Raw genomic sequence first — 26,997 nt, 5'->3', positions numbered from 1 at the left:
GGTGAACCATGTCGGATGCTCTCAAGACCTCAGGCATGACCCGGCTGAGAAACTATTTCCTGACCGGCTTCGTCGTTTGCGCGCCGCTGGCGATTACTGCCTACATTGCCTGGTCGCTGATCGGCTGGGTCGATTCCTGGGTGAAACCCTACATTCCGGTACGCTACAATCCGGACACCTACCTGCCGTTTCCAGTGCCGGGTTTTGGGCTGATCGTTGCCTTGATCCTCATCACCTTCATCGGCTTTATGACCGCCAATATCGTTGGCCGCGCCATCGTCAACTTCGGCGAGCGCCTGCTTGGCCGCATGCCGCTGGTGCGCGGCATCTACCGTTCGCTGAAGCAGATTTTCGAGACCGTGCTGTCGAACAAGGGCGACATGTTCCGCCAGGTCGGGTTGGTCGAATATCCGCGTAAAGGGGTCTGGTCGCTTGTCTTCGTCGCCAGCGAGAAAGAAACCGAGATCAACCAGAAGCTCGACCGGGAAGGCGATCCGCTGATTGCCGTGTTCATGCCGTGTACGCCCAATCCGACGACGGGCTTTTTGATGTATGTGCCGAAATCCGACATCGTGCTGCTCGACATGACGATCGAGGACGGAGCCAAGCTGATCGTTTCGGCCGGCCTGGTGGCGCCGGCAGTCAAAATGGTGACGGTGAACGGCGAGCAGATCCACGGCGCGCTTGCCAATCCTCCGCTCGACACGATGCCTCAGCCGGCACGCAGGAGCCGCACGGCCTCGTCGCGGCCGAACAGATAGAGCAACAGGCGCAGCGCCGTGCCGCGATCGGACTGCAATTCCGGATCGCGCGACAGGATCAGCCGCGCATCGTCCCGAGCGGCCTCGAGCAGGTCGGCATGCGCCTCGATGCGCGCCACCTGGAAGCCCGGCGTGCCGGACTGGCGGGTGCCGAGCAACTCGCCTTCGCCGCGCAGCTTCAGATCCTCTTCGGCGATACGGAAGCCGTCCTCGGTCTCGCGCATTACCGACAAACGGCGTTTTGCCGTCTCGCCGAGCGGATCCTTGTAGAGCAGCACGCACGATGAAGGCTTGTCGCCACGCCCGACCCGGCCGCGCAATTGGTGCAACTGGGTAAGGCCAAAACGCTCGGCATGCTCGATAACCATGATTGTCGCATCAGGCACATCGACGCCGACCTCTATCACTGTGGTGGCGATCAGGATACGGGTGTCACCCTGCTTGAAGGCGCGCATCGCCTCGTCTTTGTCGGTGCCTTTCATGCGGCCGTGCACCAGGCCGATGCGGTCGCCGAACAGCGGCTCCAGCGAGGCAAAACGGTCCTCGGCCGACATCAGCTTGATCTCCTCGGATTCCTCGACCAGCGGACAGATCCAGTAGATTTTCTGGCCATCGGCGACGGCGTCGAGCATGCGTCCGATCAGTTCGTCGAGCCGTTCAAGCGGCAAGGTGACGGTGCGGATCGGCTGGCGGCCGGCCGGCTTTTCCGTCAGCTTCGACACATCCATGTCGCCGAATGCAGTCAGCACCAGCGTCCGCGGTATCGGCGTTGCCGTCATCACCAGCATGTCGGGCGCGTCGCCCTTGGCGGTGATCGCAAGGCGCTGGTGGACACCGAAACGGTGCTGCTCGTCGACGACGGCGAACACGAGGTCACGGAACGTCACCGTTTCCTGGAACAGCGCATGGGTGCCGACGACGATGTCGATGTCACCATTGGCCAGCCCGGTCAGCGTGTCGGCACGCTCGCGGCCCTTTTCGCGACCTGTGAGGACGGCGACACGCAGGCCGGCCCGTTCCGCCAACGGCGCAATCGTTGCCAGATGCTGGCGCGCCAGGATTTCGGTCGGCGCCATCAATGCCGCCTGGCCGCCGGCCTCGACGGCACGCGCCATGGCAAGCAGCGCGACCACCGTCTTGCCGGAGCCGACATCGCCCTGCAAAAGGCGCAGCATGCGTTCGGGGTCACCGAGATCGGCGTTGATTTCGGCAAGCGCCATTTCCTGCGACATGGTCAGCGAATAGGGGAGTGCCACGCGCAGTTGTTCGACTATGCGGCCGTCGCCGACGAGTGGCCGGCCAGATAATCGGCGGACCTTGGCCCGCACCAGCGCCAGCGATACCTGGCCGGCCAAGAACTCGTCATAGGCAAGGCGCCGCCACGCTGCGCCGTCGACAGAGACGTCGATCGGGTCGGCAGGATTGTGGATGCGGTTGAGCGCATCGCTGAAAGCAGGAAAGGCATGGCGGCGCCGGAACTCACCGTCCTGCCATTCGGGCAGCACCGGCAGGCGGGCCAGCGCCTGGCCAATCGCCCGGCGCAGCACCTTGCCAGAGAGCCCGGCGGTCAGCGGATAGACCGGCTCGACCAAGGGAAGGTTTTCCGTGTCGCCGGCAAGTGCGATATGGTCGGGATGAACCATGGTCGGGCGGCCGTTGAACCATTCCATGCGGCCGGAGACGACGACATGCTCGCCTACGGGCATTGCTTTTTCGAGATAGGCGGCATGGGCATGGAAGAAGGTCAGCGCGATCTCGCCGGTGTCGTCATGGGCGTAGACTCGGTACGGGACCGACCTGTTGCCGCGTGGCGGCGGCTGGTGGCGGTCGATGCATACATCGAGTGTGACGATGGCGCCCTCGGCCGAGCCGGCGATGCCGGGCCGGTTGCGGCGGTCGATGACAGTATGCGGCAGCACGAACAAGAGGTCCCCGGCGCGCGCGGCCCGGTCGCCGAGGTCGGCGGCTACGACTTTTTCGATCAGGGCGCCAACTTTTGGCCCGACCCCGACAAGCGAGGTGATCGGGACAAACAGCGGATCGAGGAGGGAGGGACGCATGATGTCAGCTTATGTTGCGGCGACTGTAGCGCAAGGCTGACACCGCCTTCTATCCACGCTATATGCGCCGCCTGGGCAAGGATGTTGCAAGATGACCGGAACGAAACGATCAAGCGAGGGGCTCGATGCCCGCCGCCGCAAGCTTCTGTTTCGTTCGTGGCACCGCGGCATGCGCGAGATGGACCTTATACTCGGCAGCTTCGCCGACGCCGAGATCGGCGCCTTGACCGGCGACGAAATCGACCAATATGAGAGGCTCCTCGACATTCCCGACACCGAATTCCTGCCTCTCGTCACTGGCGAACGCCCGGTTCCGGCGGATATCGACTGTGCCGTCCTGCAAAAAATCCTGGCTTCGCGCCGGGAGATGACCTTCTGAACAACGTGTAGCCATGAGCCTTATCCCTACGATCGGTCTGCCGAAAGGCCGCGCCGGCCAGTTCATCGTCGATGGCGTCGCCGACGGCTACGAAGCCTTTGCGCTGGTGCAGGCTGCGCACGAGATCGCCCCTGACAAGCCGGTGCTGTTCGTGGCGCGCGACGGCCAGCGTCTGCCGGCGATCGTCGAGGCGCTTGCCTTTGCCGCTCCAGGCCTGCCGGTGCTGGAACTGCCGGCCTGGGACTGCCTGCCTTACGACCGCGTCTCGCCCGGCGCCGATGCCGCCGCAAGGCGGCTCGACGCACTGGCCGCAATGATTGCGCTGGCGAAAAAGCCGCACCGCGCCGTCGTCCTCAGCACCGCGAATGCGCTGTTGCAACGCATTCCGCCGGCTGAACTCGTCGAGGCGCAGACCTTCCACGCCAAACCCGGCAACCAGATAGACATGAACGTGCTGGTGTCGCGGCTGGAGACTTCCGGCTTCGAGCGAGTGCCGACGGTGCGCGGCATCGGCGAATTTGCGGTGCGCGGCGGCATTCTCGATCTCTTCGCGCCCGGCTGGATGGAGGCACTGCGCCTCGATTTCTTCGGCGATACGCTGGAATCGATCCGCGTCTTCGACACCGCAACCCAGCGCACCATCGGCCAACGCAAATCGATGGCGCTGCAGGCGATGAGCGAGGTGGCGCTGACGCCGGAAACCATCAGCCGCTTCCGCCGCGCCTACATCGAAGCCTTTGGCGCGCCCTCCCGCGACGATGGGCTCTATGCGGCGGTCAGCGAGGGCAGGCGGTTTGCCGGCATGGAGCACTGGCTGCCGTTCTTCTATGAGCGGCTGGAAACCGTCTTCGACTACCTGCCCGATGCGCCTGTGGTTTTCGACCATCTGGCGCATGAGGCACTGGCCGAGCGCCACACTCTGATCCTCGACCACTACGAAGCGCGCAAGAAGCAGGCCGACGGCGCCTTGAAGGACGCGGTGCCCTACAAGCCGGTGCCGCCGGATCTGCTCTATCTGTCGCCCGAGAACCTGATTGCCTCGCTTGGCCCGCGCGAGGCGATAGATTTCACGGCCTTCGACGCGCCCGATGCCGGCGCGAAAAAGGTGTTCCATGCCGGCTCGCGCCACGGCCGCAGCTTCGTCGAGGAACGCGCCGATCCTAACGCCAACGTTTTCGACGTCGTCGTAAAACACATTTCCGACGAGCGCGCTGGACGCCGCCGCGTCATCGTCGCCGGCTGGACTGAGGGTTCGCTCGACCGGCTTGGTCAGATCCTGGCCGAGCATCATCTTGGCAATCTGAAGCCGGTGGCGACGCTTGCAGAAGCCGAAAAGCTTGAGCCGGGGCAGGCGGGACTGGCCGTGCTGCCGCTCGAATCCGGCTTCGAGACAGAGAAACTGGTCGTCGTCGCGGAGCAGGACATTCTCGGCGACCGGCTGATCCGGCGCTCGAAGCGCAAGAAGCGTGCGTCCGACTTCATCGCCGAGGCTTCGGCCTTGTCGTCAGGCGATATCGTCGTCCATGCCGACCATGGCATTGGCCGTTTCATCGGGTTGCGTACCATCGAGGCGGTTGGTGCGCCTCACGATTGCCTCGAGATCCACTATGCCGGCGACGATCGGCTATTCTTGCCGGTGGAAAACATCGAGCTGCTGTCGCGCTATGGCTCGGATTCGGCCGAGGCGACGCTCGACAAGCTTGGCGGTGGCGCCTGGCAATCGCGCAAGGCGCGGCTGAAGAAACGCCTGCTCGACATGGCCGGGCAGCTGATCCGCATTGCCGCCGAGCGGCAGATGCGGGCAGCACCGGCGCTGGTGCCGGCGGAAGGCCTCTATGGCGAGTTTGCAGCGCGTTTTCCCTATGAGGAGACCGATGACCAGCAGACGGCGATCGATTCGGTCATGGATGATCTAGGCGCCGGAAAGCCGATGGACCGGCTGATCTGCGGCGACGTCGGCTTCGGCAAGACCGAAGTTGCACTTCGCGCCGCCTTCATTGGGGCGATGGAAGGCTTTCAGGTGGCCATAGTGGTGCCGACGACATTGTTGTCGCGCCAGCATTTCAAGACTTTCTCGCAGCGCTTCTCCGGCCTGCCGATCCGCGTCGCCCAGGCCTCGCGGCTGGTCGGCGCCAAGGAATTGGCGGAGACCAAGAAGGGCATCGCCGAAGGCCAGATCGATATCGTCGTCGGCACGCATGCACTGCTCGGCTCCTCGATCTCGTTCAAGAATCTTGGTCTGCTGATCATCGATGAGGAGCAGCATTTCGGCGTCAAGCACAAAGAGCGGCTGAAGGATCTCAAGACCGACGTCCACGTTCTGACGCTGTCGGCGACGCCGATCCCGCGAACGCTGCAGCTTGCCTTGACCGGTGTGCGTGAGCTGTCGCTGATCGCCACGCCGCCGGTCGACCGCCTGGCGGTGCGCACCTTCATCTCGCCCTTCGATCCGCTGGTCATCCGCGAGACGCTGCTCAGAGAACGCTACCGCGGCGGCCATTCCTTCTACGTCGTACCGCGCATCAGCGATCTCGCGGAAATCCATGATTTTCTGCGCGAATCTGTACCTGAGCTGAAAGTGGCGGTGGCCCATGGCCAGATGCCGCCCGGCGAGCTCGACGATATCATGAATGCCTTTTATGACGGCCAGTACGACGTGCTTTTGTCGACCACCATCGTCGAATCCGGCCTCGATATACCGACCGCCAACACGCTGATCGTGCATCGCGCCGACATGTTCGGCCTGTCGCAGCTCTATCAGTTGCGTGGCCGCGTCGGCCGTTCGAAGGTGCGCGCCTATGCGCTGTTCACGCTGCCCGCCAACCGCAAGCTAACCGATACAGCCGAGCGTCGGCTGAAAGTGCTGCAGTCGCTCGATACGCTAGGCGCCGGTTTCCAGCTGGCCAGCCACGACCTCGACATCCGCGGCGCCGGCAATCTGCTCGGCGAAGAGCAGTCCGGGCACATCAAGGAGGTTGGCTTCGAGCTCTATCAGCAGATGCTGGAGGAGGCGGTGGCCGAAGTGAAGGATTCCGGCGAGGTGCAGGACGGCGGCTGGTCGCCGCAGATCGCCGTCGGCACGGCGGTAATGATCCCGGAAAGCTATGTCCCGGACCTGCAGCTGAGGCTCGCGCTCTATCGTCGTCTTGGCGATCTCGAAAATACGGAAGAGATCGATGCTTTCGGCGCCGAGCTGATCGACCGGTTCGGGCCGCTGCCGGAAGAGGTTGAACATCTGTTGAAGATCGTCTTCATCAAGGCGCTTTGCCGCAAGGCCAACGTGGAGAAGCTCGACGCCGGGCCGAAAGGCGTCGTCATCCATTTCCGCAAGCGGGAATTCCCCAATCCGGTCGGGCTGGTCAAGCTCATCGGCGAACAGGGCTCGCTGGCCAAGATCCGTCCGGACCAGAGCGTCGTCTTCAGCCGTGACTGGGCGACGCCCGAGAAGCGGCTGGCTGGCTCAGCGGTTGTCATGACGCAGCTGGCGCGGCTGGTGGAGAAGGCGGCGTAGCAGCGCGTCGCTGGTGGTCTGGGCACAGCCGCACCGGCACTTTCGCCGTGCCGTGCTCATTCGCCACGCGACCACTTCCGGTCTAGAATAGGAAATCGGCTTCGTGTATGGAGCCGCGACCCCATGTGGGGCGGATTGGCGGGCGATGGCGTCCGTGTGAAAGAGCGTTAGGTGCTTCGATGACGAAATGGTCGCCGAATTCGTGGAGAGCTAAGCCGATCCAGCAGGTTCCTGCCTATCCGGAACTTGCCGCGCTGAGGAACACGGAAGCCCAGCTTGCCACGTTTCCGCCGTTGGTTTTTGCAGGTGAGGCACGCAAGCTGAAGAAGCAGCTTGCAGCCGTCGCTGCCGGTGACGCATTCCTTCTGCAGGGCGGCGATTGCGCCGAGAGCTTCGCCGAGCATGGCGCCGACAATATCCGCGACTTCTTCCGCGTCTTCTTGCAGATGTCGGTGGTGCTGACCTTCGCCGGCGCACAGCCGGTGGTGAAGGTCGGCCGTGTCGCCGGCCAGTTCGCCAAGCCGCGCTCGTCCGACAATGAGACCAAGGGCGGTGTGACGCTGCCCAGCTATCGCGGCGACATCATCAATGGCATCGAGTTCGATGCCAAGTCGCGCATTCCCGATCCTGCGCGGCAGGAGATGGCGTACCGCCAGTCAGCGGCCACGCTCAACCTTTTGCGTGCCTTCGCCCAAGGTGGCTATGCCAGCCTGGAGAACGTGCATCAATGGATGCTTGGCTTCGTGTCCGACAGCCCGCAGGGCGAGAAATACGAGTCTCTCGCCAACCGCATCACCGAGACGATGGACTTCATGAAGGCCGTCGGCATCACCTCGGAGACCAATTACGCGCTGCGCGAGACCGATTTCTACACCAGCCACGAAGCGTTGCTGCTCGGCTATGAGGAGGCGCTGACCCGCGTCGATTCGACCTCCGGCGACTGGTACGCCACCTCCGGCCACATGATCTGGATCGGCGATCGAACGCGCCAGCCCGACCATGCCCATGTCGAATACTGCCGTGGCATCAAGAACCCGCTCGGCCTGAAATGTGGCCCGTCGCTGACGCCGGATGGCCTCTTGCAGCTCATCGACCTGCTCAATCCGGAGAACGAGCCCGGCCGGCTGACGCTGATCGCGCGTTTCGGTTCCGACAAGGTTGCTGACCACCTGCCGAAGCTGGTGCGCGCGGTGCAGAAGGAAGGCCGCAGCGTGGTGTGGTCGTCCGACCCGATGCATGGCAACACCATCGAGGCCGCCGGCTACAAGACACGGCCGTTCGACCGCATCCTGAAGGAGGTGCAGACCTTCTTCGAGGTGCATCGCGCCGAAGGCACGCATCCGGGCGGCATCCATGTCGAGATGACCGGCAAGAACGTCACGGAATGCACCGGTGGCGCCCGCGCCATCACCGCCGAAGAGCTGCAGGATCGCTACCACACCCATTGCGATCCGCGCCTCAACGCTGACCAGGCGATCGAGTTGGCGTTCCTGGTCTCCGATCTGCTCAAGAAGACCCATCCGGTCCAGCACAAGCAGGCCGTCAACGGCTGATACGATCTGAACTTTGATGTCATTGAAGAAGCGCCGGGCGAAAACCGGCGCTTTTTGTATTCAATCCCGCCGGTGTCGCATTTGCTCGTGCCTAACGCGCGCAAAACTGGAATCCTGCCAGGCGATGGCAATTGCATCGGGAGGCCGACATGGCTGACAGTCACAGCGGATCATGCTTGTGCGGGGCAGTGCGGTTCCAGACACGAGGACCGCTACGCGGTGTCGTCTACTGCCATTGCTCGCAGTGCCGGAAGCAGAGCGGGCATTTTTATGCGGCGACCAATGTTGCCGACCGCGACATCACAATCACCGGCGCGGAGAGCATCACCTGGTACGAGGCTTCTTCGTTCGCCAGACGCGGCTTCTGCAAGACATGCGGCTCTCTGCTGTTCTGGAAGCCGAGCGATGATGGCTATGTTTCGGTCATGGCAGGGCTGTTCGACGCGCCAACCGGGCTTCAAGGAGAATGCCATATCTTCGTCGGCGACAAGGGCGATTATTACGCCATCGATGACGGGCTGCCGCAGTTCGAGAAGTCGACACCGTCGATCAAGGTGGCAGGCGACTGATTTTGAAGAGGTCGCCTTATTCCCTTGGTCCAGCCATTGCGCTAATCCCCTGCCGGTGATTCCGAAGGGTTTTGGCATGCAGCGGCTGATCGACGCTTTTTACAATTCGGTGCGGGCGTTTCGCAAACTGGCCGCCGGCGAGGAGGCTTTCCAGTTGGAGCTGACACTGCTCGTGCTTGCCTTGCCGCTCGGCTGGTTCCTTTCGGAATCGTGGCGCGGCTATGCGTTGCTGATCGGCGCGGTGCTGCTCATGATCATGATCGAGGTGTTGAATACCGGCATCGAGGCGGCATGCGACGCGTTCAGCCGCGAATTCAACATCGATATCCAACTGGCCAAGGATTGCGGTTCGCTGGCGGTGCTGATTTCGGTGGTGATCGCTGCCGGCGTCTGGGGCGTCGCCGTCATCGAGCGGATCCTCGGGGTACCGATCTGAGGTTTCAGACACTACATGCCGTCACTGCATTTCTCGTTTTGACCATGATCTTTTCCGAAAACCGGTACCACTTTTCGGGATCATGGTCTGAGGAGACCGATATGGCCGATACCGCCGGATTTCTGCTGCTCGAACGTGAGGGCCTGCCGGACGATCTTCGCTGGCTGGTTGAAAAATTTCCACGCGAGGTCTGGCAGGCGCATGCCAACATCCACGGCGTGGCCAATATGTGGCTGCAGCGGCACGATATGTTCCGCGAGCTTGGCGGCATGCTCACCAATGGTATCGGCGATTATCGAGAAGGTAGGCTGAACGCGCCGGAATTCGCGCGCTGGTTCGCGCCGCGCCTCAACCATTTCCTCGGCAATCTCGACGGCCACCACAATGTCGAGGACCATCATTATTTCCCGGTCTTCGCCAGGGCCGAGACCCGTCTGAAGCGCGGCTTCGAAATCCTGGATGCCGATCACCACACAATCCATGAGGGACTGGAGCGCAATGGCCAGGCGGCAAATGCCTTCATCCGCACGCTTCAGGAGAGCGAAGACAAACAGCGTTTCGCCGCCGATGCCTATGCTGACGAGAACAGCCGGCTGATCGCCATGTTGACCCGGCATCTTGCCGACGAGGAAGACCTGATCATTCCGCTGATCCTCGAGAAGGGTGATCGTGCGCTCGGCATTGATTGACGATCAGCTTCCCTTGTGGAGTTCCTTCTTGGCGACGATATGGGCCGCGAGCCAGCCGAGGATGGCCACAACGAGGCCGATTGCCAGAGCGATCAGCAACCGCTCGTGGCGGGCCAGCGCCTGGCCGACGATGTGCTCCGCGCCCAGCCCGAAGACATAACCGACAGTGCAGAACAGTGCCGCCCAGACTACCGACGAGATGGCGTTGAGGATGATGAAGCGCGCCGCGGCGATGCCCGACAGCCCGGCCGCGATTCCGCCGACCAGTCGCAGGCCATAGATGTAGCGGTTCGACAGCACGAAGATGTTGGGATGAGAGGTGACGAGGCGATAGGCGTGGCTGAAGCCCGGCCGGGCACGGAGCCTGATCACGAATTTATGGTCGGCGAAGCTCCGCCCCAAGATGAAGAAGAACGTGTCGCCACCGAAGGCGCCGAGCGCGGCTGCGAGAAACGCCTGCCACAGGACGAAAACATGCTGATGCGCGAAGAAACCGCCAAGGATGGCGGCGCTTTCGCCCTCGGCCACGCAGCCCAGAAAAACTGCGACCAACCCATATTGCTCAATGAGACGATGGATGGCTTCCGTCATGAAGACGTTCGCTGCTTCGACAGAATGTCGTCGATGCGCTTCACCTGCTCGGCCAGCCGGGCGATCTCGTCTCGCATGCCGATGATCTGGCTGTGGCGCAGTTCGTCGAGCTTTTCGTGTAACGCCATGATCTCGATCTCGGCCTTGAGATTAACCTCATAGTCGTGGGCGGCGTCGATTCGATCGCGCTCCGTCTGGCGGTTCTGCGCCATCATGATCACTGGCGCCTGCAGGGCGGCAACCATGGAAAGCACGAGATTGAGGAAGATGAAGGGATAGGGATCGAAGGCGGCGCGCGACAAGAGCCAGACATTGCCTGCCGTCCACAGGATCAGGAAGCCAATGAATGCCAGGATGAAGGACCACGAGCCGCCGATCCGGGCGATAGTGTCGGCAAGGCGATCTCCAAACGTCTGGTGAAAGGCGACGGCCTTGTTGGTGTCCTTGGAGATCGTGGTGCGCTCGAGCGTAGATTGCAGTACCCGGCTTTCGAGCGCGCTGAGGCCGTCCGGCTTTCGCTTCAGCCAGCGGCTTGCCAGGTCCTCGATCGTTTTGTTCATCGTCGCCTCCATCGTCAGCGATGAGGTAGAAGCTGCCGGTTCATACGGGAAGTGGTAGATTGACGCGATGGGGTCAGGAAACAATGGTGGATTTTCAGAAAATTCGCGCCCGTGCAGCGAAACGCAAAGGCGGTGAGGCAGCCCTTACGTCGCTGCTGGGTCCAATGCCTGACAATGCCGCGGTGGCAAAGATTGCGGACGATCGCATCTTGTCGACTATGGCTGAGCGGGTCTTTGCCGCCGGTTTCGTCTGGCGTGTCATCGAGCAGAAATGGCCGGGCTTCGAAGAGGCATTTCTCGGCTTCGAGCCGAGGCGGCTGTTGTTCCAACCTGACGATTTCTGGCACGATCTCACCGCCGACAAGCGCATCGTGCGCAATCCGCAGAAGATCAAATCCGTACGCGACAACGCAGCCTTCGTCGAGCGCGTGTCGAAGGAGCATGGCAGCTTCGGCACATTCCTCGCCAATTGGCCGGCGGATGACCAGATCGGGTTGATGGCCTATCTCGGCAAGCACGGCAGCCGGCTCGGCGGCAATACCGGCCAGTATTTTCTGCGCTGGCTGGAGTGGGACGCGTTTGTTGTCTCGGCCGATATGGCGGCCGCACTGCGCGATGCCGGACTCGACATTGCGGAGAGCCCGACGTCGAAGAGGGATTTGGGCAGGATCCAGGCGCAGATCAACGCCTGGGCGGCGGAAACCGGGCTGCCGCGCCGACACATTTCGCGCATTCTGGCAATGTCGATCGGCGAGAACCATCCGCCGGAAGCCTTGCGCGAATATATGGGCGAATAGGGTCGACTGTTTGGTCCAAACGAACGCCATTGCTCGACGAATTTTGCCGCGCTAAACCCACGGGCATGACAGACAAGACCGCTCCAGACATATTGCGCATCGCCGTCGCCCAGCTCAATCCGACGGTCGGCGACGTCGCCGGCAATCTTGCCAAGGCACGCGAGGCGAGGGCGGATGCCGCCCGCCAAGGCGCCGACCTCGTGCTGTTTACCGAGCTTTTCCTTGCCGGCTATCCGCCTGAGGATCTGGTGCTGAAGCCCGCCTTCCTGAAGGCCTGCGAGCGGGCGGCGGAGGATTTCGCCGGCGATACCGCCGACGGCGGCCCGGGTTTCGTCATCGGCACGCCGTTGAAGCGCAAGACCGGCACGCACAATTCGATCATCTTTGCCGATGGCGGCAAGATCCTTGCCGAACGCTACAAGCTCGATCTGCCGAATTACGGTGAGTTCGACGAGAAGCGCGTCTTCCAGGCCGGCCCCGAGATCCAGGGGCCGGTCAATTTCCGCGGCGTGCGCGTGGGAGTGCCGATCTGCGAAGATATCTGGGGCGAGGTTGCCGTCTGCGAGACGCTGGCCGAAAGCGGCGCGGAAATCCTGCTGGTCCCGAACGGCTCGCCCTATTACCGCGGCAAGGTCGACGTCCGCCACCAGATCGTCATCCGCCAGGTCATCGAATGCGGACTGCCGATTATCTATGCCAACCAGCTTGGCGGCCAGGACGAGCTGGTTTTCGATGGCGCATCGTTTGCCATAGGTTCTGACAAGACGCTGGCCTTCCAGATGAGCCAGTTCGAGGAGACGGTCAACGTCACCACCTGGAAGCGAAAGAATGACATCTGGTTCTGCTCTGACGGACCGATGTCGAAAATCCCGGAGAAGGAGGAGGCCGACTACCGCGCCTGCATGTTGGGCCTGCGCGATTACGTCAACAAGAACGGCTTCAAGAATGTCGTGCTCGGCCTCTCCGGCGGCATCGATTCGGCGATCTGCGCGGCACTTGCCGTCGATGCGCTCGGCGAGGAACGGCTGCGCGCCGTGATGATGCCTTACCGCTACACTTCGAAGGACTCGCTCAAGGATGCCGAGGACTGCGCCCGCGCGCTCGGCTGCCGCTACGACATCGTGCCGATCTTCGAGCCGGTCGAGGGTTTCCTGCACACGTTGACACAGCTTTTCGAGGGCACCAAGGAAGGCATCACCGAGGAAAACCTGCAGAGCCGGGCCCGCGGCACCATCCTGATGGCGATTTCCAACAAGTTCGGCTCGATGGTGGTCACCACCGGCAACAAAAGCGAGATGTCGGTCGGCTACGCGACGCTCTATGGCGACATGAATGGCGGCTTCAATCCGATCAAGGACCTCTACAAGATGCAGGTCTATGCGCTGTCGCGCTGGCGCAACGCGCATGTGCCGCCGGGTGCGCTCGGTCCGTCCGGCGAGGTGATCCCGACCAACATCATCGACAAGGCGCCCTCGGCGGAACTGCGAGAGAACCAGACGGACCAGGATTCGCTGCCGCCCTATCCGGTGCTCGACGACATATTGGAGTGCCTGATCGAAAACGAGATGGGTGTCGACGACATCGTCGCGCGCGGCCATGACCGGGCGACGGTGACGCGCGTCGAGCACCTGCTTTACGTCGCCGAATACAAGCGCCGGCAGGCGGCACCCGGTGTGAAGATCACCAGGAAGAATTTCGGCCGCGACCGCCGCTATCCCATTACCAACCGGTTCAGGGATGGCGGGTAGGCGATTGGCCTGTTTAACGGTTTAGCCATGGCCAACCTTGAAATCAGCTTCGACCCGTCGCGGATCGACTTCCGGGCGACGTCCGACATTTTGAAGGAGAGCTATTGGGGCAGTGGCCGCAGCGACGAACTGCACCGCCGCGCCTTCGCCAACTCACTGTGCGTCGGCGCCTATGTCGGCGGCAATCAGGTCGGCTTCGGCCGGGCGATCACCGACCGTACGGTATTTGCCTATCTCGCCGACATAATTGTCTGGCCCGGGTATCGCGGACAAGGCATCGGAACCCGGCTTGTCCAGGCGCTTATCGACCACCCGGACGTCAAGACGGTCACGCATTGGAGCCTGTCGACCAACGACGCCCATGCGGTTTACGAGAAGCTCGGCTTCAGGCCTTCCACCGACGGCCGCTATATGCGCTTCGACCGTATCCCGGCAACCTGAACAGAGGCAGCGCACAACCCGCGATTGTTGCAAAATCGTCTCACTGCTTGGACCAGATGCGCTTTTGGCTATCTACTGACTTGGCGCGGCGTTGAGGCGTCTCTATAAACACCTCTCCGCGATTCCCCTTCAGGAGGAACCGAATGCTAGGATTTGACATCGTTATGCGAGGCCGCGAAGCCTAGGTCTTGGTCAGTGCGCCGCGAGATAGCCTCGCGGCAAGGCTGAACCGAGGCAGGTATTTCGCCGCTGCCGGTCGCCGCCCCTCTACAGGGCCGCCAAATACGCCAAACCTCCGCATCTCCGGGCGCCAAACGGCGCCGACGCGGTTTTTCAATTTCTACTTTCGTGGGATCGGGCTCGTTTGCGCCCGAATGACATCATGACTCGTTTTCGAATAGATTTGCGCGCGGGCGCCTTTCGCAGCGTTCTTGGCTTCACGCTCAGCCATTGGCGGCGTCAGCCGTGGCGGCTTGCCGGCATTATGGGCACGTTCCTGCTGTCGACCTTGGCCGACGTGCTGACGCCGCTCTATTCCGGCCGGCTGGTCGATGCCGTCGCCAGCAGTGCTGCGGCCGACGATGTTGCGTGGAACGCGGCGACAGCGGCCTTTTCGATGCTGGTGGCCCTGGCGCTCACCGGTGTCGTGCTGCGCAATCTGGCCTTCATGGCCATTGTCGAGCTGACGTTGAAGATGATGGCGGATATCGCCGCCGATGCCTTCCACCGCGTCCAGCGCTTCTCCACCGACTGGCACGCCAACAGCTTCGCCGGATCGACGGTGCGCAAGATAACGCGCGGCATGTGGGCGCTCGACCTGCTCAACGACACGATCCTGATCGCGCTGCTGCCATCGGTCGTCATGCTCGTCGGCTCGACGCTGCTGCTTGGCTGGTTCTGGCCGCTGATGGGTGCTGTCGTCGCCACCGGTTCGGTTCTGTTCATCGCGGTGACGACGATGCTGTCGCTTGGCTATGTCGCGCCCGCGGCAAGGCTTGCCAATGCGTGGGATACACGGCTCGGCGGCTCGCTGGCCGACGCGGTGAGCTGCAACGCCGTGGTCAAGGGTTTTGGCGCCGAGGAACGCGAGGAGACACGGCTTGCCGAGGTCGTCGCTAAATGGCGCGGCCGCACGCGCCGCACCTGGATGCGCGGCACTGTCAACGGCACCACGCAAGGGACGATGCTGCTGCTTTTGAGGGCAGCGGTCATCGGATTCTCCCTGCTGTTGTGGTCGTGGGGGCAGGCGAGCGCCGGCGATGTCGCCTTCGTGTTGACCTCATTCTTCGTGCTGCAAGGCTATCTGCGCGACATCGGCACGCATATCCGCAATCTGCAGCGCTCGATCAACGACATGGAGGAACTGGTCGACTTCCAGTCCGAACCACTCGGCATTGAGGATCGGCCCGGAGCCAAACCGATCCGGATCACCGATGGCCGTATCACCTTCGACAAGGTCACGTTCCATTATGGCAGCCACCGCCTGCCGCTCTATCGCGACTTTTCGGTGGACATCGCGCCGGGCGAACGGGTTGGGCTGGTTGGCCATTCGGGCTCCGGCAAGACGACATTCGTCAAGCTGATCCAGCGCCTCTACGACGTGACTGCGGGCAATATCCTGATCGACGGCCAGGATATTGCCAATGTGGCGCAGGCGTCGCTGCGCGCACAGATCGCGATTGTCCAGCAGGAACCGATCCTGTTTCACCGGTCGCTGGCCGAAAACATCGCCTATGCCCGGCCGGCCGCCACGCAGGCCGAGATCGAGCACGCGGCGCGATTGGCCAGCGCGCATGACTTCATCGCCAATTTGCTGAAAGGCTATGGCACGCTGGTCGGCGAGCGTGGCGTAAAGCTATCGGGTGGTGAGCGTCAACGCGTTGCAATCGCACGCGCCTTTCTTGCCGATGCGCGCATTCTCATCCTGGATGAGGCAACGTCGAGCCTCGATTCGGAATCGGAGGTGCTGATCCAGCAGGCGATGGAGCGGTTGATGGTCGGCCGCACGACGCTGGTCATTGCCCACCGGCTGTCGACGGTGCGGGCGCTGGACAGGCTTTTGGTGTTCGATCGCGGCCGCATCGTCGAAGAGGGCTCGCATGACCAACTGATCCGGCTGCAAGGCGGCATCTACCGCCGGCTGTTCGAACGCCAGGCGCTTGAACTGACCAAAGGCATGGTGATCTGACGGTTGCGGCGCCGCGCGTCCTGATGGACGCGTGGCGCTGCAGTCTTTTCTTCGCCTTCGTCATGTTCTATGTCTGCCGCAGAGCGCGGGGGCGCGTCTTGTCAACAGCAAAACCATCCGGTACGCCCCGCTCATGACAGTTACCGTCCGTTTCGCCCCGTCACCGACCGGCCGCATCCATATCGGCAATGCGCGCACCGCTCTGTTCAACTGGCTGTTCGCCATCAAGAACAAGGGCCGCTTCATCCAGCGCTTCGACGACACCGACGTTGCCCGTTCGACGCAGGAATTTTCCGACGCCATCCTTTATGACCTGCATTGGCTGGGCATCTTCCCCGACGCCACGGAGTATCAGTCGCGGCGGGTCGAAGTCTATGATGCCGCACTGCAGAAGCTGAAGGAGGCGCGCCTCGTCTATGCCTGCTATGAGACGCCCGAAGAGCTCGACCTGAGGCGCAAGGTGCGCCGCACGCGTGGCCTGCCGCCAGTCTATGGCCGCGAGGCGCTGACGCTGGCACCCGAGCAGGTGGCGGAATATGAGGCCGATGGCCGGCGGCCGCACTGGCGCTTTCTGCTGCCCAACTTCAGCAGCGATCCGCTGCAGCCGGAGCGCACCGAAATCCACTGGAACGACCTGGTGCGGGGCGAAGAGACCGTCGACCTCGCCTCGCTTTCAGACCCGGTTCTGCGGCGTGAGGACGGCACCTACCTCTATACATTGCCTTCGGTTGTCGACGACATCGACATGGGCGTCAGCCATGTCATTCGCGGCGACGACCACGTCACCAATACCGGCGTCCAGATAGCCCTGTTCCGAGCACTTGGCGCGGAGCCGCCGGTGTTCGGCCACCACAATCTCCTGACAACGGCATCAGGCGAGGGACTTTCGAAGCGCACCGGCGCGCTGTCCATCCAGAGCCTGCGTGAGAGCGGCATCGAGCCGATGGCGATCGCTTCGCTGGCGGTGCTCGTCGGCACCTCGGAAAACGTCGTGGCGGTGCCAACGATGGCCGAGCTAGCCGAGCGCTTCGATCCGGCTGCAACATCGAAATCCGCCGCCAAATTCGACCCGGACGAGCTCTTCGTGCTCAACCGCACGCTGCTGCATCACATGCCGTTTTCCGAGGCGCGCGACCGGCTGATCGTGCTCGGCATCTCCGGCGAACAGGCCGAGCCTTTCTGGCTGGCGGTGCGCGGCAATCTCGACAGGCTGGCCGATGCGGCGATCTGGTGGCGTACGCTTCGAGACGGTCCAGAGGAGCCGGCGGAGTTTTCCGACGATGACCGCGACTTTCTTCGCCAGGCGTTCGAACTGCTGCCGGAGGAGCCTTGGAACGGCACCGTCTGGAAAGACTGGACCGGCAAGATCCGAGAGGCGAGCGGCCGTAAGGGCAAGGCGCTGTTCATGCCGCTCAGGCTGGCGCTTACGGGACAGCCTTCGGGTCCGGAGCTTGCAGATCTGTTGCCGCTGCTGGGTCGGGAAGGAACGTTGGCCCGACGACCCTGACCTTGCGCTGTTCTGGCGGGGGCAGGGACGTCGGCGAAGGCACGGGCTTGACGGCAAGGCGTCTGATCGCCTCACGGTCGAGACCGTCTTGCGCATTGGCCAAGGACTCCGGGTCGGCGCCCGGATCAGGCCTAGCAACCGGCAGCGGAATGAACGGGGTACTCTCTACATTCGCCTCAGATTGTGCCCGGGTTGGCGGGTTGCCGGCGATGATCTCGAAATTCTGCGCGGCATTGCAGCCGCAGGTCGGCGGCCGCGGCATGTCGGACTGCTTGTAGAGGTATGCCGTCGGCAGTTCGATATAAGGCCTGCCGGTCACCGAAGACGTCATGGACGCCGAATCGCCATTCATGCCGCGCGTGTAGAAAACCTGCATTTCTGTGCCGGGGCAGCTCGATTCGCAATTCTTCTGGTCGCGCTCGAAATCGCCCAGTGAGGCGGCATTCGACATCGGAAAGAAATAACCGTCGCAGGTCCGCACGCACATGGTGCGGAATTCGCCTCGCGGCTGCCCCAAGTCGTCGGCGTTGTTGAGCATGGTGCGGATGTTGCCCGGCTGGCTTAGCTCTTCGGCCTGGCTGGGCCCTTCAGGCTGGTCGGGCGCGCCCGGTTCACTTGCGTCACTGCCCAAAAGCTGGTCGAGCAGGTTTCGCTTGCCGTTTTCACGGCTGGCTTCGCGGACCGGCGCGGGCGTCCGCGCCGCATCATCGCGGCAGCCATTGGCGTAAAGCAACGTCAATATGCGCGCGCGATCGCGTCGCGAACCACCGCCGGCAAGGTCGGCGCGCTTGGCCTGCAGGGCGTCGAGATTGGCTGCCATGCGATCGATGGTGGCGTCGAGTGCCGCGCATGCGTTGGCGTTGCGGCGAGACAGCGAAAAGCCGCAGCCGGCGCTGCTGGCCTGGCTGACGGCCTTTGAAATCTGCTGGCGCTGCCGGACGATTGCGTCGTCATATTTCCTGAACAAGGCCGGTTTGCCGCCGCCACCACGAGAAGCGGCGGCAAGATCGGCTTCAAGCTGGCGGCAGAGGCGCGGAGCGGGCTGCGCCTGAGTGACGGCAATGTCGCACAGTAGCAGGGCACCGAGCAGCGCGGCGGCACGCGTCAGCTTCCAACATGCGCCCGTCATCCCTCCGAAACTCCGCCTGTCTGCCGTTCTGAAAGCTACCGCGCTTGCGGTTAACCGTTTGTTTAGCATACCGCCGATTCCGGCTTCAGCCCAAATGCGCGATGGCTTGCGCCTTGTGCGGGGCTTCGATCACGACGAGTGCTGGCATGTCGACCACGCCACACGACGTATTCGGACAGAGCCAGAACCGCGACATCCTGGCGCTGCACGAAAAAGGCGTATTCGCCCAGAAGAATGCCCGGATCCAGCAATGCCCGGAGGCTTGGCATGACCGCGATTACCCGTCGAGCCGCACTGCAATTTGGTCTTTTGTGCCTGGCGATGCCGGTTGCCATGGCGCAGGAAAAGCCCATCACGCCGGATTGGGGTACCAAATTGGTCGAAGCTGCCCGTGAGCAGATCGGCGTCACCACACTCTACGATCCGACCTATACACGCCTGGCCTATCCGGGCGGGGACGTTGAGCCCGAGCGGGGTGTGTGCACGGATGTCGTGATCCGTGCCTATCGCCGCGCCTTCGATCTCGATCTGCAAGAATTGGTGCATGAGGATATGCGGGCCAATTTTGCCGCCTATCCGAAGGCTTGGGGCCTGAAAGCGCCGGACCGCAACATCGACCACCGCCGTGTGCCCAATCTTGCGGTCTATTTCGAGCGGCGTGGTGCCGCCTTGCCCGTCAGCCAAGACCCGGCCGACTATCGGCCTGGGGATCTTGTCGCCCAGATGCTGCCGGGCAATCTGCCGCATATTGCCATCGTGTCGTCCAATCGCTCCACTGTGGTGCCGACAAGAAGGCTGGTTATTCACAATATCGGCGGCGGCGCCAAAGAAGAGGACACTTTGTTTGCCTTCAGGCAGACAGGACATTTCCGGTTCAGGCCAATCTGAGAAAGCCCGCGGCTACCCCAGATCGACGATGGCTTGCGCCTTGTGCGCGGCTTCCACCACGGCCAGTGCCGTCATGTTGACGACGCCGCGCGACGTGACGGACGGGGTCAATATGTGCGCCGGGCTATCGGTGCCGAGCAGGATCGGGCCGACATGCAGCGCGTCCATCATCGTGCGCAGTGCCGTCAGCGTGATGTTCGCCGAATCGAGATTGGGAAACACCAGCAGATTGGCTTCGCCCTTCAGCCGCGAATGCGGATAGACGCGTTGGCGCAGCTGCTCCGACAGTGCCGAGTCGGCATGCATCTCGCCGTCGCATTGCAGGTCGGGCGCGATGCGCGCCAGGATTGCCGCTGCCTGCCGCATCTTCATGGCGCTTGGCGAATCGCGGGAGCCGAAATCAGAATGCGACAGTAGCGCTGCCTTGGGCTCGATGCCGAAACGCTGAATTTCCTCGGCCGCCAAAACGGTCATTTCCGCAATCTCCTCGGCGGTCGGGTCGACCGAGACATGGGTATCGGTGAGAAAGATGATGCCGCGCTGCGAGATCAGCATGGAAAGCGTCGACAGGTCGCGATCCCTAATGCCGGCGCGTGGCCCGATGATCAGCGTGACGTTTCGCAAATGGCGCTCGAAACGGCCTTCGAGGCCGCAGACCATGGCGTCGGCGTCGCCGCGCTTCAGGGCAAGGGCGGCGATCACCGTATTGTCGGTGCGCACCATGGTGCGCGCCGCTTCCGTAGTCACCCCACGCCGGCCGGCAAGCTCGATCAAAAGGTCGACATAGTGGCGGTAACGCGGATCGTCTTCCGGGTTGATCAAGCCGAAATCGACGCCCGGCTTGATGCGCAGCCCGTAGCGCTTCAGCCGCACCTCGATGACATGCGGGCGGCCGATCAGGATCGGTTCGGCAATGCCTTCCTCGAGCACGACCTGGGCGGCGCGAAGCACGCGCTCGTCCTCGCCGTCGGCATAAATGACGCGTTTGGCGCTCGACATCTTGGCCATCGAGAACACCGGCTTCATGACCAGGCCGGAGCGGAAGACGAAGCGGTTCAGCTTGTCGATATAGGCGGCGAAATCGGTGATCGGCCGGGTCGCGACGCCGGTCTCGCAGGCTGCCTTAGCGACGGCAGGGGCAATGCGCAGGATCAGCCGCGGATCGAAAGGCGACGGGATCAGGAACTCCGGACCAAAGATCGGCGTCTCGCCGGAATAGGCACGTGCGGCAACGTCGGACGGCTCTTCGCGGGCAAGCGCTGCAATCGCTCGCACGGCAGCCATTTTCATCTCTTCGTTGATGGCGCTTGCGCCGCAATCCAGCGCGCCACGGAAGATGTAAGGAAAACAGAGTACGTTGTTGACTTGGTTGGGGAAATCGGAGCGGCCCGTGCAGATCATCGCGTCGGGCCGCGCTGCCCGCGCCGCTTCCGGCATGATCTCGGGATTGGGATTGGCCAGCGCCAGGATCAGCGGCTTGGGCGCCATGTGGTGGAGCAATTCCGGCTTCAGCACGCCGGCGGCAGACAGGCCGAGAAACACGTCGGCGCCGGGCAGAACGTCGGCCAGCGTACGCGCCTCGGTATCCTTCACATACGGGTCTTTCCAGCGGTCCATCTCCTCGACACGGCCTTTATGGGCGACGCCGAACCGGTCGGTGACCCAGATGTTTTCGACCCGCGCGCCGAGCGAGACCAGAAGGTTGAGGCACGCAAGCGCCGCAGCGCCGGCGCCTGACGTGACTATCTTGATGTCCGAGATGGACTTGCCGGCGAATTCCAGCCCGTTGAGCACGGCGGCAGCGACGATGATGGCGGTGCCGTGCTGGTCGTCATGGAAGACCGGTATGCCCATGCGGGCTTTCAACTGCTCCTCGACCTCGAAGCATTCGGGCGCCTTGATGTCTTCCAGGTTGATGCCGCCGAAGGTTGGTTCCAGCGCCGAGATCGTCTCGACCATGCGCTCGATGCCAGGTGCGTCGATCTCGATGTCGAAGACATCGATGCCGGCGAACTTCTTGAACAGCACCGCTTTGCCCTCCATCACCGGCTTGGAGGCGAGCGGACCGATATTGCCGAGGCCGAGCACCGCCGAACCGTTAGTGACAACGCCGACCAGATTGGCGCGGGCTGTATAGTCGGCAGCGGTTGCCGGATCGTCGCGGATTTCAAGGCAGGGGGCGGCGACACCCGGCGAATAGGCAAGCGCCAGGTCCCGCTGGTTGCCGAGCGGCTTCGTCGCCTGGATTTCAAGCTTTCCGGGACGGGGGTGCTTATGGAAATAGAGCGCTGCTTCGTCGAGGTCGGATCGGGCCGCCTTCTTGCTTTCGCCTGTCATGACGGCCGCCTCCTCAGTTCAGTCCGTTTGGTGTTTTGAGTCTCTTAGCATGCAGCCGAGCCTTTTCGAGGGGTGATATGTCGCAAGCGCGAGCTTATGGCTTCGCATCGCCCGCCGGCCTGTACGGTCTGCCATTGAAATGTTGGGGCGATAGGCGCGTTGCTGGAGCGAGCTGCGAGCCGAATGTCTGCTTCAGGTGGTTTGCGGACGATTAGGTATTCTTTCGCTAGTTCGCTGTGGGGCTGTTGCTCCTATAAAGTGCACGAAAGAAACTCTTGGAATAGCGATCGTACCAAGCGGCAGCCCACTCGCCGACAAGTCGCTCTGTCGACGACACCCTACGCCGGTAGTCGACTGTTCGGCGGATACCTCCTTCTTCCTCAAGCTCGATGTCCAGGTGAGTAAACTTTGGGGCCGCATCCGAAAACCTGAGATACATGTATGCAAACACCGCGATATGACGTTTACCCATTGATAAGCAACGATTTTCTATCGCCACCACCGCAGACTGGACTGTAGCGAAATCCTCTAGCCTAACCGCTCGTTCTAGACGAACGAAGTCAAGGAACAATCTCCTGTCGGCAATTGCAAGGTTGCCGTCGGCCGTGTCTCGAACCCCGTGCGACAGCAGTTTTTGCGCAACAAAGCGATAAATAGACGCCATTCGCCGGTCTCATTTTCATGTGCGAGGCAGGACATAACATGCGGACTAACCCTAGTCCTTGTGAACTGGGCGCCGTTTTGAGCATAATGTTGCCCTGTTTCGGCTTGCCTGAGGGCGCCTGTTGCCCGCCGTTTCCAGCGGGTATCAAGCCTTGGATTCTGCCACTAAAACGCGCTGACATAGAGGCCGCCGTCCACCGGTATGTTCTGTCCGGTCAGGTAGCCGGCATGGACCGAGCACAGAAAGGCGCAGATCTGGCCGAATTCCTCCGGCGTGCCGAGTCGCTTGGCCGGAACATTGGCCGCTGCTTGCGCTTTGCGCGCGGCGGCGGCGGCCGGATCTTCGGGCGTGCCGGCCTCGTGCGGGCCGCGCAGCCGGTCGGTATCGAGTTTTCCCGGCAGCATGTTGTTGATCGTCACATTGCGGTCGATCACCGTGCGCGCGACGCCGGCGAGGAACGAAGTGAGGCCGGCGCGGGCGCCGGACGACAGGTCGAGGCCGGGGATAGGAACATAGACCGACAGCGATGTGATGTTGACGATGCGGCCGAAGCCGCGCGCCGCCATACCGTCGATCACCGCCTGAACCAGTTCGACTGGGGTCACCATGTTCTGGGTGACGCCTTCGAGGATCTTTTCGCGGTCGAGCGCGCGGAAATCGCGAAATGGCGGACCGCCATTGTTGTTGACGAGGATGTCGGGATCGGGGCAGGCGGCAAGCAGCGCCTTCTGGACATCGGGCTTGGATACGTCGCCGACGATTTCGGTCACCTTGACGCCGAATTTCTCGCGCAGTTCAGCGGCGGTTTTGGCCAGCACGTCGGCGTTGCGGCCATTGACCACCAGATCGCAACCTGCCTCTGCCAGTGCCATGGCGCAGCCGCGTCCCAAGCCTTTGCTCGAAGCGCAGACGATGGCCTTCTTGCCGCGAATGCCGAGATCCATAGTGGTTTTCTCCTCTGATTGCCGCGGCAACCTACCCGTATGGCTGGACCAATCGCAACCGTCATACGCTTGTTGCATGAATCGGGGCATAGCCTCACGCGAAAGCAACGGTGACAAATGATGTCCGGCGCAGAGCCCCGCACTTTCCGCAGCATGTTCATCTCCGACGTCCATCTCGGATCGAAGGCGGCGAAGGCCGAGTTCCTGATCGATTTCCTGCGCCATCACGATGCCGATATCATCTATCTCGTCGGCGACATCGTCGACGGCTGGCGCTTGAGACGAAGCTGGCATTGGCCGCAGAGCCACAATGACGTCGTCCAGAAATTGCTGCGCAAGGCGCGCAAGGGCGCCAGCATCACCTACATCGCCGGCAATCACGACGAGTTCGCGCGCCAGTTCCAGGGCGTGCATTTCGGCGGCATTGTCGTCGCCGACCGCGCCATCCACGAGACCGCCGATGGCAAACGCCTTCTTGTCATTCATGGCGACCAGTTCGACACCGTCGTCCACAATGCGCGCTGGCTGGCCTATCTCGGCGACTACGCCTACGACGCGGCGATGCTGGTCAATCGCGTCATCACACGTCTGCGCCAGGTGCTCGGCCTGCCTTACTGGTCGTTCTCGTCCTGGGCCAAGGTCAAGGTCAAGAAGGCGGTGAATTTCATCGGCTCGTTCCAGACCGTGCTGACCGAGGAGGCGCGCCGCTCGCATGTCGACGGCGTGATCTGCGGGCACATCCACCATGCCGCGATCGAACGCTATGAGGACGTGCAATACATCAACACCGGCGATTGGGTGGAGAGCTGCACGGCGGTGGTCGAGCATTTTGACGGCCGGATTGAGATCCTGCACTGGGCGCATGTCCTGCCGGAGACTCCGGTCGGCAGCGAGGTGCTCGTGCCGATCGGCATCAAGGGCAGGGCAGTCCGGGCGGCTTGACCAAATCCGGCCGCATCTCGCTTCAATCGGTTAGTCCAGCGGTTTCATCGACTTTTTCGCCGTGTTAAGCAGCGGCAGGTGTGGCGGGCCGACCCGGCTGAATGCCGTGCCGACGGATCGCCTGTCAATGTCCTCGCTGCCGCCGCTTTCGCCCGAACAGCTCGTCAAGCCACGCCATTTCGAACTGCGCATGAGCTTGATCTTCTTTACGCTCTTCGTTCCGCTCGGGACGCATGTGCCGTATTTCCCGCTGTGGCTGCAGGCGAAGGGGTTCCATGCCGAACAGATAGCCGTGATCCTCGCCGCGCCGATGTTCCTGCGCGTGGCGACGACGCCTTTTCTTACTGCGCTGGCAGACAAAGCGAGCGACCGCGCCAATGTCTATGTTGCGCTCGTCGCCGCATCGCTGATCCTGTCCGCCGGCTACCTCCTGCCGCCGACCTACGCAACGGTACTTGCCGTGTCGTTGGCCCTGACGGTCGTCTGGACGCCGCATTCGCCGATTGCCGATTCGCTCGCCCTTTCAGGTGTTCGCCGCTTCGGCTCGAATTACGCAAGCATGCGCAAATGGGGCTCGATCTCCTATCTCTGCGCCAATCTCGCCGGCGGTTTCATCCTGTCGGCGAGCGGTGCCCAGGCTGTCCCGGTGATCATCTTCGCGGCGCTGTGTGCCGCGCTAGCCGCCGGACTGATTGCGCCGCGCCTCGGCCGTCCACGCCGCGCCTCGCCGCTGTCGGCCGCCGATATCCAGCAATCGGCACCGAAACTCCTCAACCGGTACTTCCTCTATTTTTCGACAGGCGTCGGCGTCATCACCGCCAGCCACGCATTTCTCTACGGTTTCGTGTCGATCTACTGGAAGTCGATCGGCATCAGCGATTCGGTTGTCGGGCTTCTGTGGGGGTGGGGAGTCGTCGCCGAGATATGCATGTTCGTCGTTTTCACCCGCGCTTTCGCCTCCTTCTCGGTCGTCTCGATCATGCTGATTGCCGGGATTGGCGCGATCGTGCGCTGGTTCGCCTTTCCGCTGATCTGGCCGCTTGGGCTTGGCGTTGGCGGGTTTTTCGCGATCCAGACGCTGCACGCGGTTTCGGTGGCGCTGGTGCTGATCGGCCTGCAAAAGATGATCGGTGAGACGGTCGCGGAAGAACGCACCGGGGCGGCGCAAGGCATCGCCTACTTCTCCAATGGCTTCTTCATGGCGGCGGCGACGCTGATTTCCGGTCCTCTTTACGACCGCTTCGGCGCGAATGGCTTCTTTGCGATGATCCCGATCGCCCTGACGGGCCTGGCTCTGATCGGGCTTGCCGCGCGTTCAGCCCCACAGCGCCCGCTCGGGCGGTGACACCAGCGAACCTTGGTAGACGAGACCGGGAACGCGGTCGCGGGCCAGCAGCAGCGGACCGTCGAGATCGACGAAATCGGCATCCTGCGCCAACAGCACGGCCGGCGCCATCGCAAGCGATGTGCCGACCATACAGCCGACCATGACACCAAGACCCAGTTCGCGGGCGCGGTCGCGAAGCACGAGTGCAGCGGTCAGGCCACCCGATTTGTCGAGCTTGATGTTGACGGCGTCGTAAAGGCCGACAAGCGCTTCAAGGTCCTTCGCCTCGTGCACGCTTTCGTCGGCACAGATCGGTACCGGATGCGCGATGTGGCGAAGAATACCGTCATGTCCCGCCGGCAGCGGCTGTTCGATCAAGGCGATACCGTGCTCGGCGGCAAAGGCGAGGTTTGCGACGATATTGTCGTCATTCCAGCCCTCATTGGCGTCGAGAATGATTCGGCTGTCGGGTGCTGCCGCCGTCACTGCGCGGATGCGCGCGATGTCGTTGTCGCCGCCGATCTTGACCTTGAGTAGCGGGCGCTGGGCGTTAGCGCGGGCCTGCGCCGCCATAGCCTCCGGCTCGGCGAGCGACAATGTATACGCCGTCTCGAGCAGCCGTAACGGAACGGTTCGTATCGTATGCGCCACCGGTGTTCCGCTGATCTTCGCTTCCAGGTCCCAGAGCGCGCAATCGATGGCGTTGCGTGCCGCGCCGGCAGGCATGGCATCGAGCAGGGCGATGCGGCTGATGCCGCGCGCGATCTCGCTGCGCATCGCCTCGATCGCGTCGCGCACACCCTCCATGGTCTCGCCATAGCGCTTGTAAGGGACGCATTCGCCGCGTCCTGTACGGCCGTTTTCGGTGATGGCGCAGGAAATCACCTCCGCTTCGGTCTTCGAGCCGCGCGAAATGGTAAAGGTCCCGGCTATCGGAAAGCGCTCGGCCTCGACCGAAATGACACGCGCCATATTT

23 protein-coding genes are annotated in these 26,997 nt (G+C 62.6%); 15 read left to right on the top strand and 8 right to left on the bottom strand.

The annotated features are described in order from the left end of the window. The first annotated feature begins 8 nt into the window (after positions 1 to 8). A complete protein-coding gene (locus NKI52_RS09390) occupies positions 9 to 761 on the top strand; it encodes a DUF502 domain-containing protein (RefSeq protein ID WP_023680026.1) in 753 nt (250 codons plus the stop codon). On the opposite strand, the gene recG is transcribed toward NKI52_RS09390, so the two are convergent. Beyond that, positions 713 to 2,821 (bottom strand): ATP-dependent DNA helicase RecG, encoded by a 2,109-nt coding sequence (gene recG, locus NKI52_RS09385; protein ID WP_352594485.1) that lies wholly within the window; start codon positions 2,819 to 2,821, stop codon positions 713 to 715. The two genes, NKI52_RS09390 and recG, sit on opposite strands and share 49 nt — an antisense overlap. 91 nt (positions 2,822 to 2,912) lie before the next feature. Between recG and NKI52_RS09380 the strand changes: the two genes are divergently transcribed. The 6 genes from NKI52_RS09380 (at position 2,913) to NKI52_RS09355 (ending at position 9,958) form a co-directional block, all read left to right on the top strand. Further along, positions 2,913 to 3,200 (top strand): FAD assembly factor SdhE, encoded by a 288-nt coding sequence (locus NKI52_RS09380; RefSeq protein WP_023680023.1) that lies wholly within the window; start codon positions 2,913 to 2,915, stop codon positions 3,198 to 3,200. 13 nt (positions 3,201 to 3,213) lie between these two features. Then, positions 3,214 to 6,711 (top strand): transcription-repair coupling factor, encoded by a 3,498-nt coding sequence (gene mfd, locus NKI52_RS09375; RefSeq protein ID WP_352697738.1) that lies wholly within the window; start codon positions 3,214 to 3,216, stop codon positions 6,709 to 6,711. A gap of 179 nt (positions 6,712 to 6,890) precedes the next feature. Next, on the top strand, positions 6,891 to 8,264 hold the full coding sequence (locus tag NKI52_RS09370; RefSeq protein ID WP_023680020.1) for a class II 3-deoxy-7-phosphoheptulonate synthase: 1,374 nt from the start codon (positions 6,891 to 6,893) through the stop codon (positions 8,262 to 8,264). A 149-nt stretch (positions 8,265 to 8,413) separates the two neighbouring features. Beyond that, positions 8,414 to 8,833: a GFA family protein gene (locus tag NKI52_RS09365; RefSeq protein WP_031212867.1), complete on the top strand. Its 420-nt coding sequence runs from the start codon at positions 8,414 to 8,416 to the stop codon at positions 8,831 to 8,833. A gap of 76 nt (positions 8,834 to 8,909) precedes the next feature. Beyond that, entirely contained in the window at positions 8,910 to 9,269 is a 360-nt protein-coding gene (locus tag NKI52_RS09360; protein ID WP_031212866.1) for a diacylglycerol kinase, read from the top strand. Positions 9,270 to 9,370: 101 nt separating this feature from the next. After that, positions 9,371 to 9,958 carry a hemerythrin domain-containing protein gene (locus NKI52_RS09355; RefSeq protein WP_031212865.1) on the top strand — a complete coding sequence of 196 codons (588 nt, stop codon included), beginning with the start codon at positions 9,371 to 9,373 and terminating at the stop codon, positions 9,956 to 9,958. A 3-nt stretch (positions 9,959 to 9,961) separates the two neighbouring features. Here the strand turns inward: NKI52_RS09355 and NKI52_RS09350 are convergent, their stop codons facing one another. Beyond that, the gene (locus tag NKI52_RS09350) at positions 9,962 to 10,549 is read right to left on the bottom strand and encodes a DedA family protein (RefSeq protein ID WP_352697736.1); all 588 of its coding nucleotides are present in this window, start codon (positions 10,547 to 10,549) and stop codon (positions 9,962 to 9,964) included. Further along, a complete protein-coding gene (locus tag NKI52_RS09345) occupies positions 10,546 to 11,109 on the bottom strand; it encodes a DUF1003 domain-containing protein (RefSeq protein ID WP_023680015.1) in 564 nt (187 codons plus the stop codon). The genes NKI52_RS09350 and NKI52_RS09345 overlap by 4 nt, the downstream gene beginning before the upstream one ends. An 83-nt stretch (positions 11,110 to 11,192) precedes the next feature. Here NKI52_RS09345 and NKI52_RS09340 point away from each other — a divergent pair, with 83 nt between their 5' ends. The 5 genes from NKI52_RS09340 (at position 11,193) to gltX (ending at position 17,790) form a co-directional block, all read left to right on the top strand. Further along, a complete protein-coding gene (locus NKI52_RS09340) occupies positions 11,193 to 11,906 on the top strand; it encodes a DNA-3-methyladenine glycosylase I (RefSeq protein ID WP_352636792.1) in 714 nt (237 codons plus the stop codon). A 65-nt stretch (positions 11,907 to 11,971) separates the two neighbouring features. Beyond that, positions 11,972 to 13,654, top strand: a complete 1,683-nt coding sequence (locus tag NKI52_RS09335) for an NAD+ synthase (protein ID WP_352636791.1) — start codon at positions 11,972 to 11,974, stop codon at positions 13,652 to 13,654. Between the two features lie 27 nt (positions 13,655 to 13,681). Then, the gene (locus tag NKI52_RS09330; RefSeq protein WP_352636790.1) at positions 13,682 to 14,095 is read left to right on the top strand and encodes a GNAT family N-acetyltransferase; all 414 of its coding nucleotides are present in this window, start codon (positions 13,682 to 13,684) and stop codon (positions 14,093 to 14,095) included. 382 nt (positions 14,096 to 14,477) lie between these two features. Further along, positions 14,478 to 16,283, top strand: coding sequence for an ABC transporter ATP-binding protein (locus NKI52_RS09325; protein ID WP_352697734.1), 1,806 nt, complete (start codon positions 14,478 to 14,480; stop codon positions 16,281 to 16,283). Between the two features lie 133 nt (positions 16,284 to 16,416). After that, positions 16,417 to 17,790 carry a glutamate--tRNA ligase gene (gene gltX, locus NKI52_RS09320; RefSeq protein ID WP_352636788.1) on the top strand — a complete coding sequence of 458 codons (1,374 nt, stop codon included), beginning with the start codon at positions 16,417 to 16,419 and terminating at the stop codon, positions 17,788 to 17,790. Here the strand turns inward: gltX and NKI52_RS09315 are convergent. Continuing rightward, positions 17,708 to 18,919, bottom strand: coding sequence for a DUF2865 domain-containing protein (locus NKI52_RS09315; RefSeq protein WP_352636787.1), 1,212 nt, complete (start codon positions 18,917 to 18,919; stop codon positions 17,708 to 17,710). The genes gltX and NKI52_RS09315 overlap by 83 nt on opposite strands. 267 nt (positions 18,920 to 19,186) lie before the next feature. Here NKI52_RS09315 and NKI52_RS09310 point away from each other — a divergent pair, with 267 nt between their 5' ends. Next, entirely contained in the window at positions 19,187 to 19,807 is a 621-nt protein-coding gene (locus NKI52_RS09310) for a DUF1287 domain-containing protein (protein WP_352594479.1), read from the top strand. Between the two features lie 12 nt (positions 19,808 to 19,819). Here NKI52_RS09310 and NKI52_RS09305 read toward each other — a convergent pair whose 3' ends face one another. From NKI52_RS09305 to NKI52_RS09295, 3 genes are all read right to left on the bottom strand, one after another. Further along, a complete protein-coding gene (locus tag NKI52_RS09305; RefSeq protein ID WP_352697732.1) occupies positions 19,820 to 22,144 on the bottom strand; it encodes an NADP-dependent malic enzyme in 2,325 nt (774 codons plus the stop codon). Positions 22,145 to 22,370: 226 nt separating this feature from the next. Further along, positions 22,371 to 22,808, bottom strand: coding sequence for a hypothetical protein (locus NKI52_RS09300; protein ID WP_352636785.1), 438 nt, complete (start codon positions 22,806 to 22,808; stop codon positions 22,371 to 22,373). Between the two features lie 164 nt (positions 22,809 to 22,972). Further along, positions 22,973 to 23,752, bottom strand: a complete 780-nt coding sequence (locus NKI52_RS09295; protein ID WP_352448726.1) for an SDR family oxidoreductase — start codon at positions 23,750 to 23,752, stop codon at positions 22,973 to 22,975. A 120-nt stretch (positions 23,753 to 23,872) separates the two neighbouring features. On the opposite strand from NKI52_RS09295, the gene NKI52_RS09290 reads away from it, so the two are divergent. Together NKI52_RS09290 and NKI52_RS09285 are read left to right on the top strand one after the other, a co-directional pair. Beyond that, on the top strand, positions 23,873 to 24,694 hold the full coding sequence (locus NKI52_RS09290; protein ID WP_352636784.1) for a UDP-2,3-diacylglucosamine diphosphatase: 822 nt from the start codon (positions 23,873 to 23,875) through the stop codon (positions 24,692 to 24,694). A 127-nt stretch (positions 24,695 to 24,821) separates the two neighbouring features. Beyond that, entirely contained in the window at positions 24,822 to 26,039 is a 1,218-nt protein-coding gene (locus tag NKI52_RS09285; RefSeq protein ID WP_352540619.1) for an MFS transporter, read from the top strand. Here the strand turns inward: NKI52_RS09285 and dgcA are convergent. Then, a complete protein-coding gene (dgcA, locus tag NKI52_RS09280; protein WP_352636783.1) occupies positions 26,010 to 26,993 on the bottom strand; it encodes an N-acetyl-D-Glu racemase DgcA in 984 nt (327 codons plus the stop codon). The two genes, NKI52_RS09285 and dgcA, sit on opposite strands and share 30 nt — an antisense overlap. Between the last annotated feature and the right edge of the window lie 4 nt (positions 26,994 to 26,997).

The sequence above is a fragment of the Mesorhizobium sp. M0590 genome (assembly GCF_040320905.1).
Lineage (GTDB): Bacteria > Pseudomonadota > Alphaproteobacteria > Rhizobiales > Rhizobiaceae > Mesorhizobium.
Note: the sequence above shows the minus strand (reverse complement) of the source record. Positions and strands in the feature narration are given on the sequence as shown.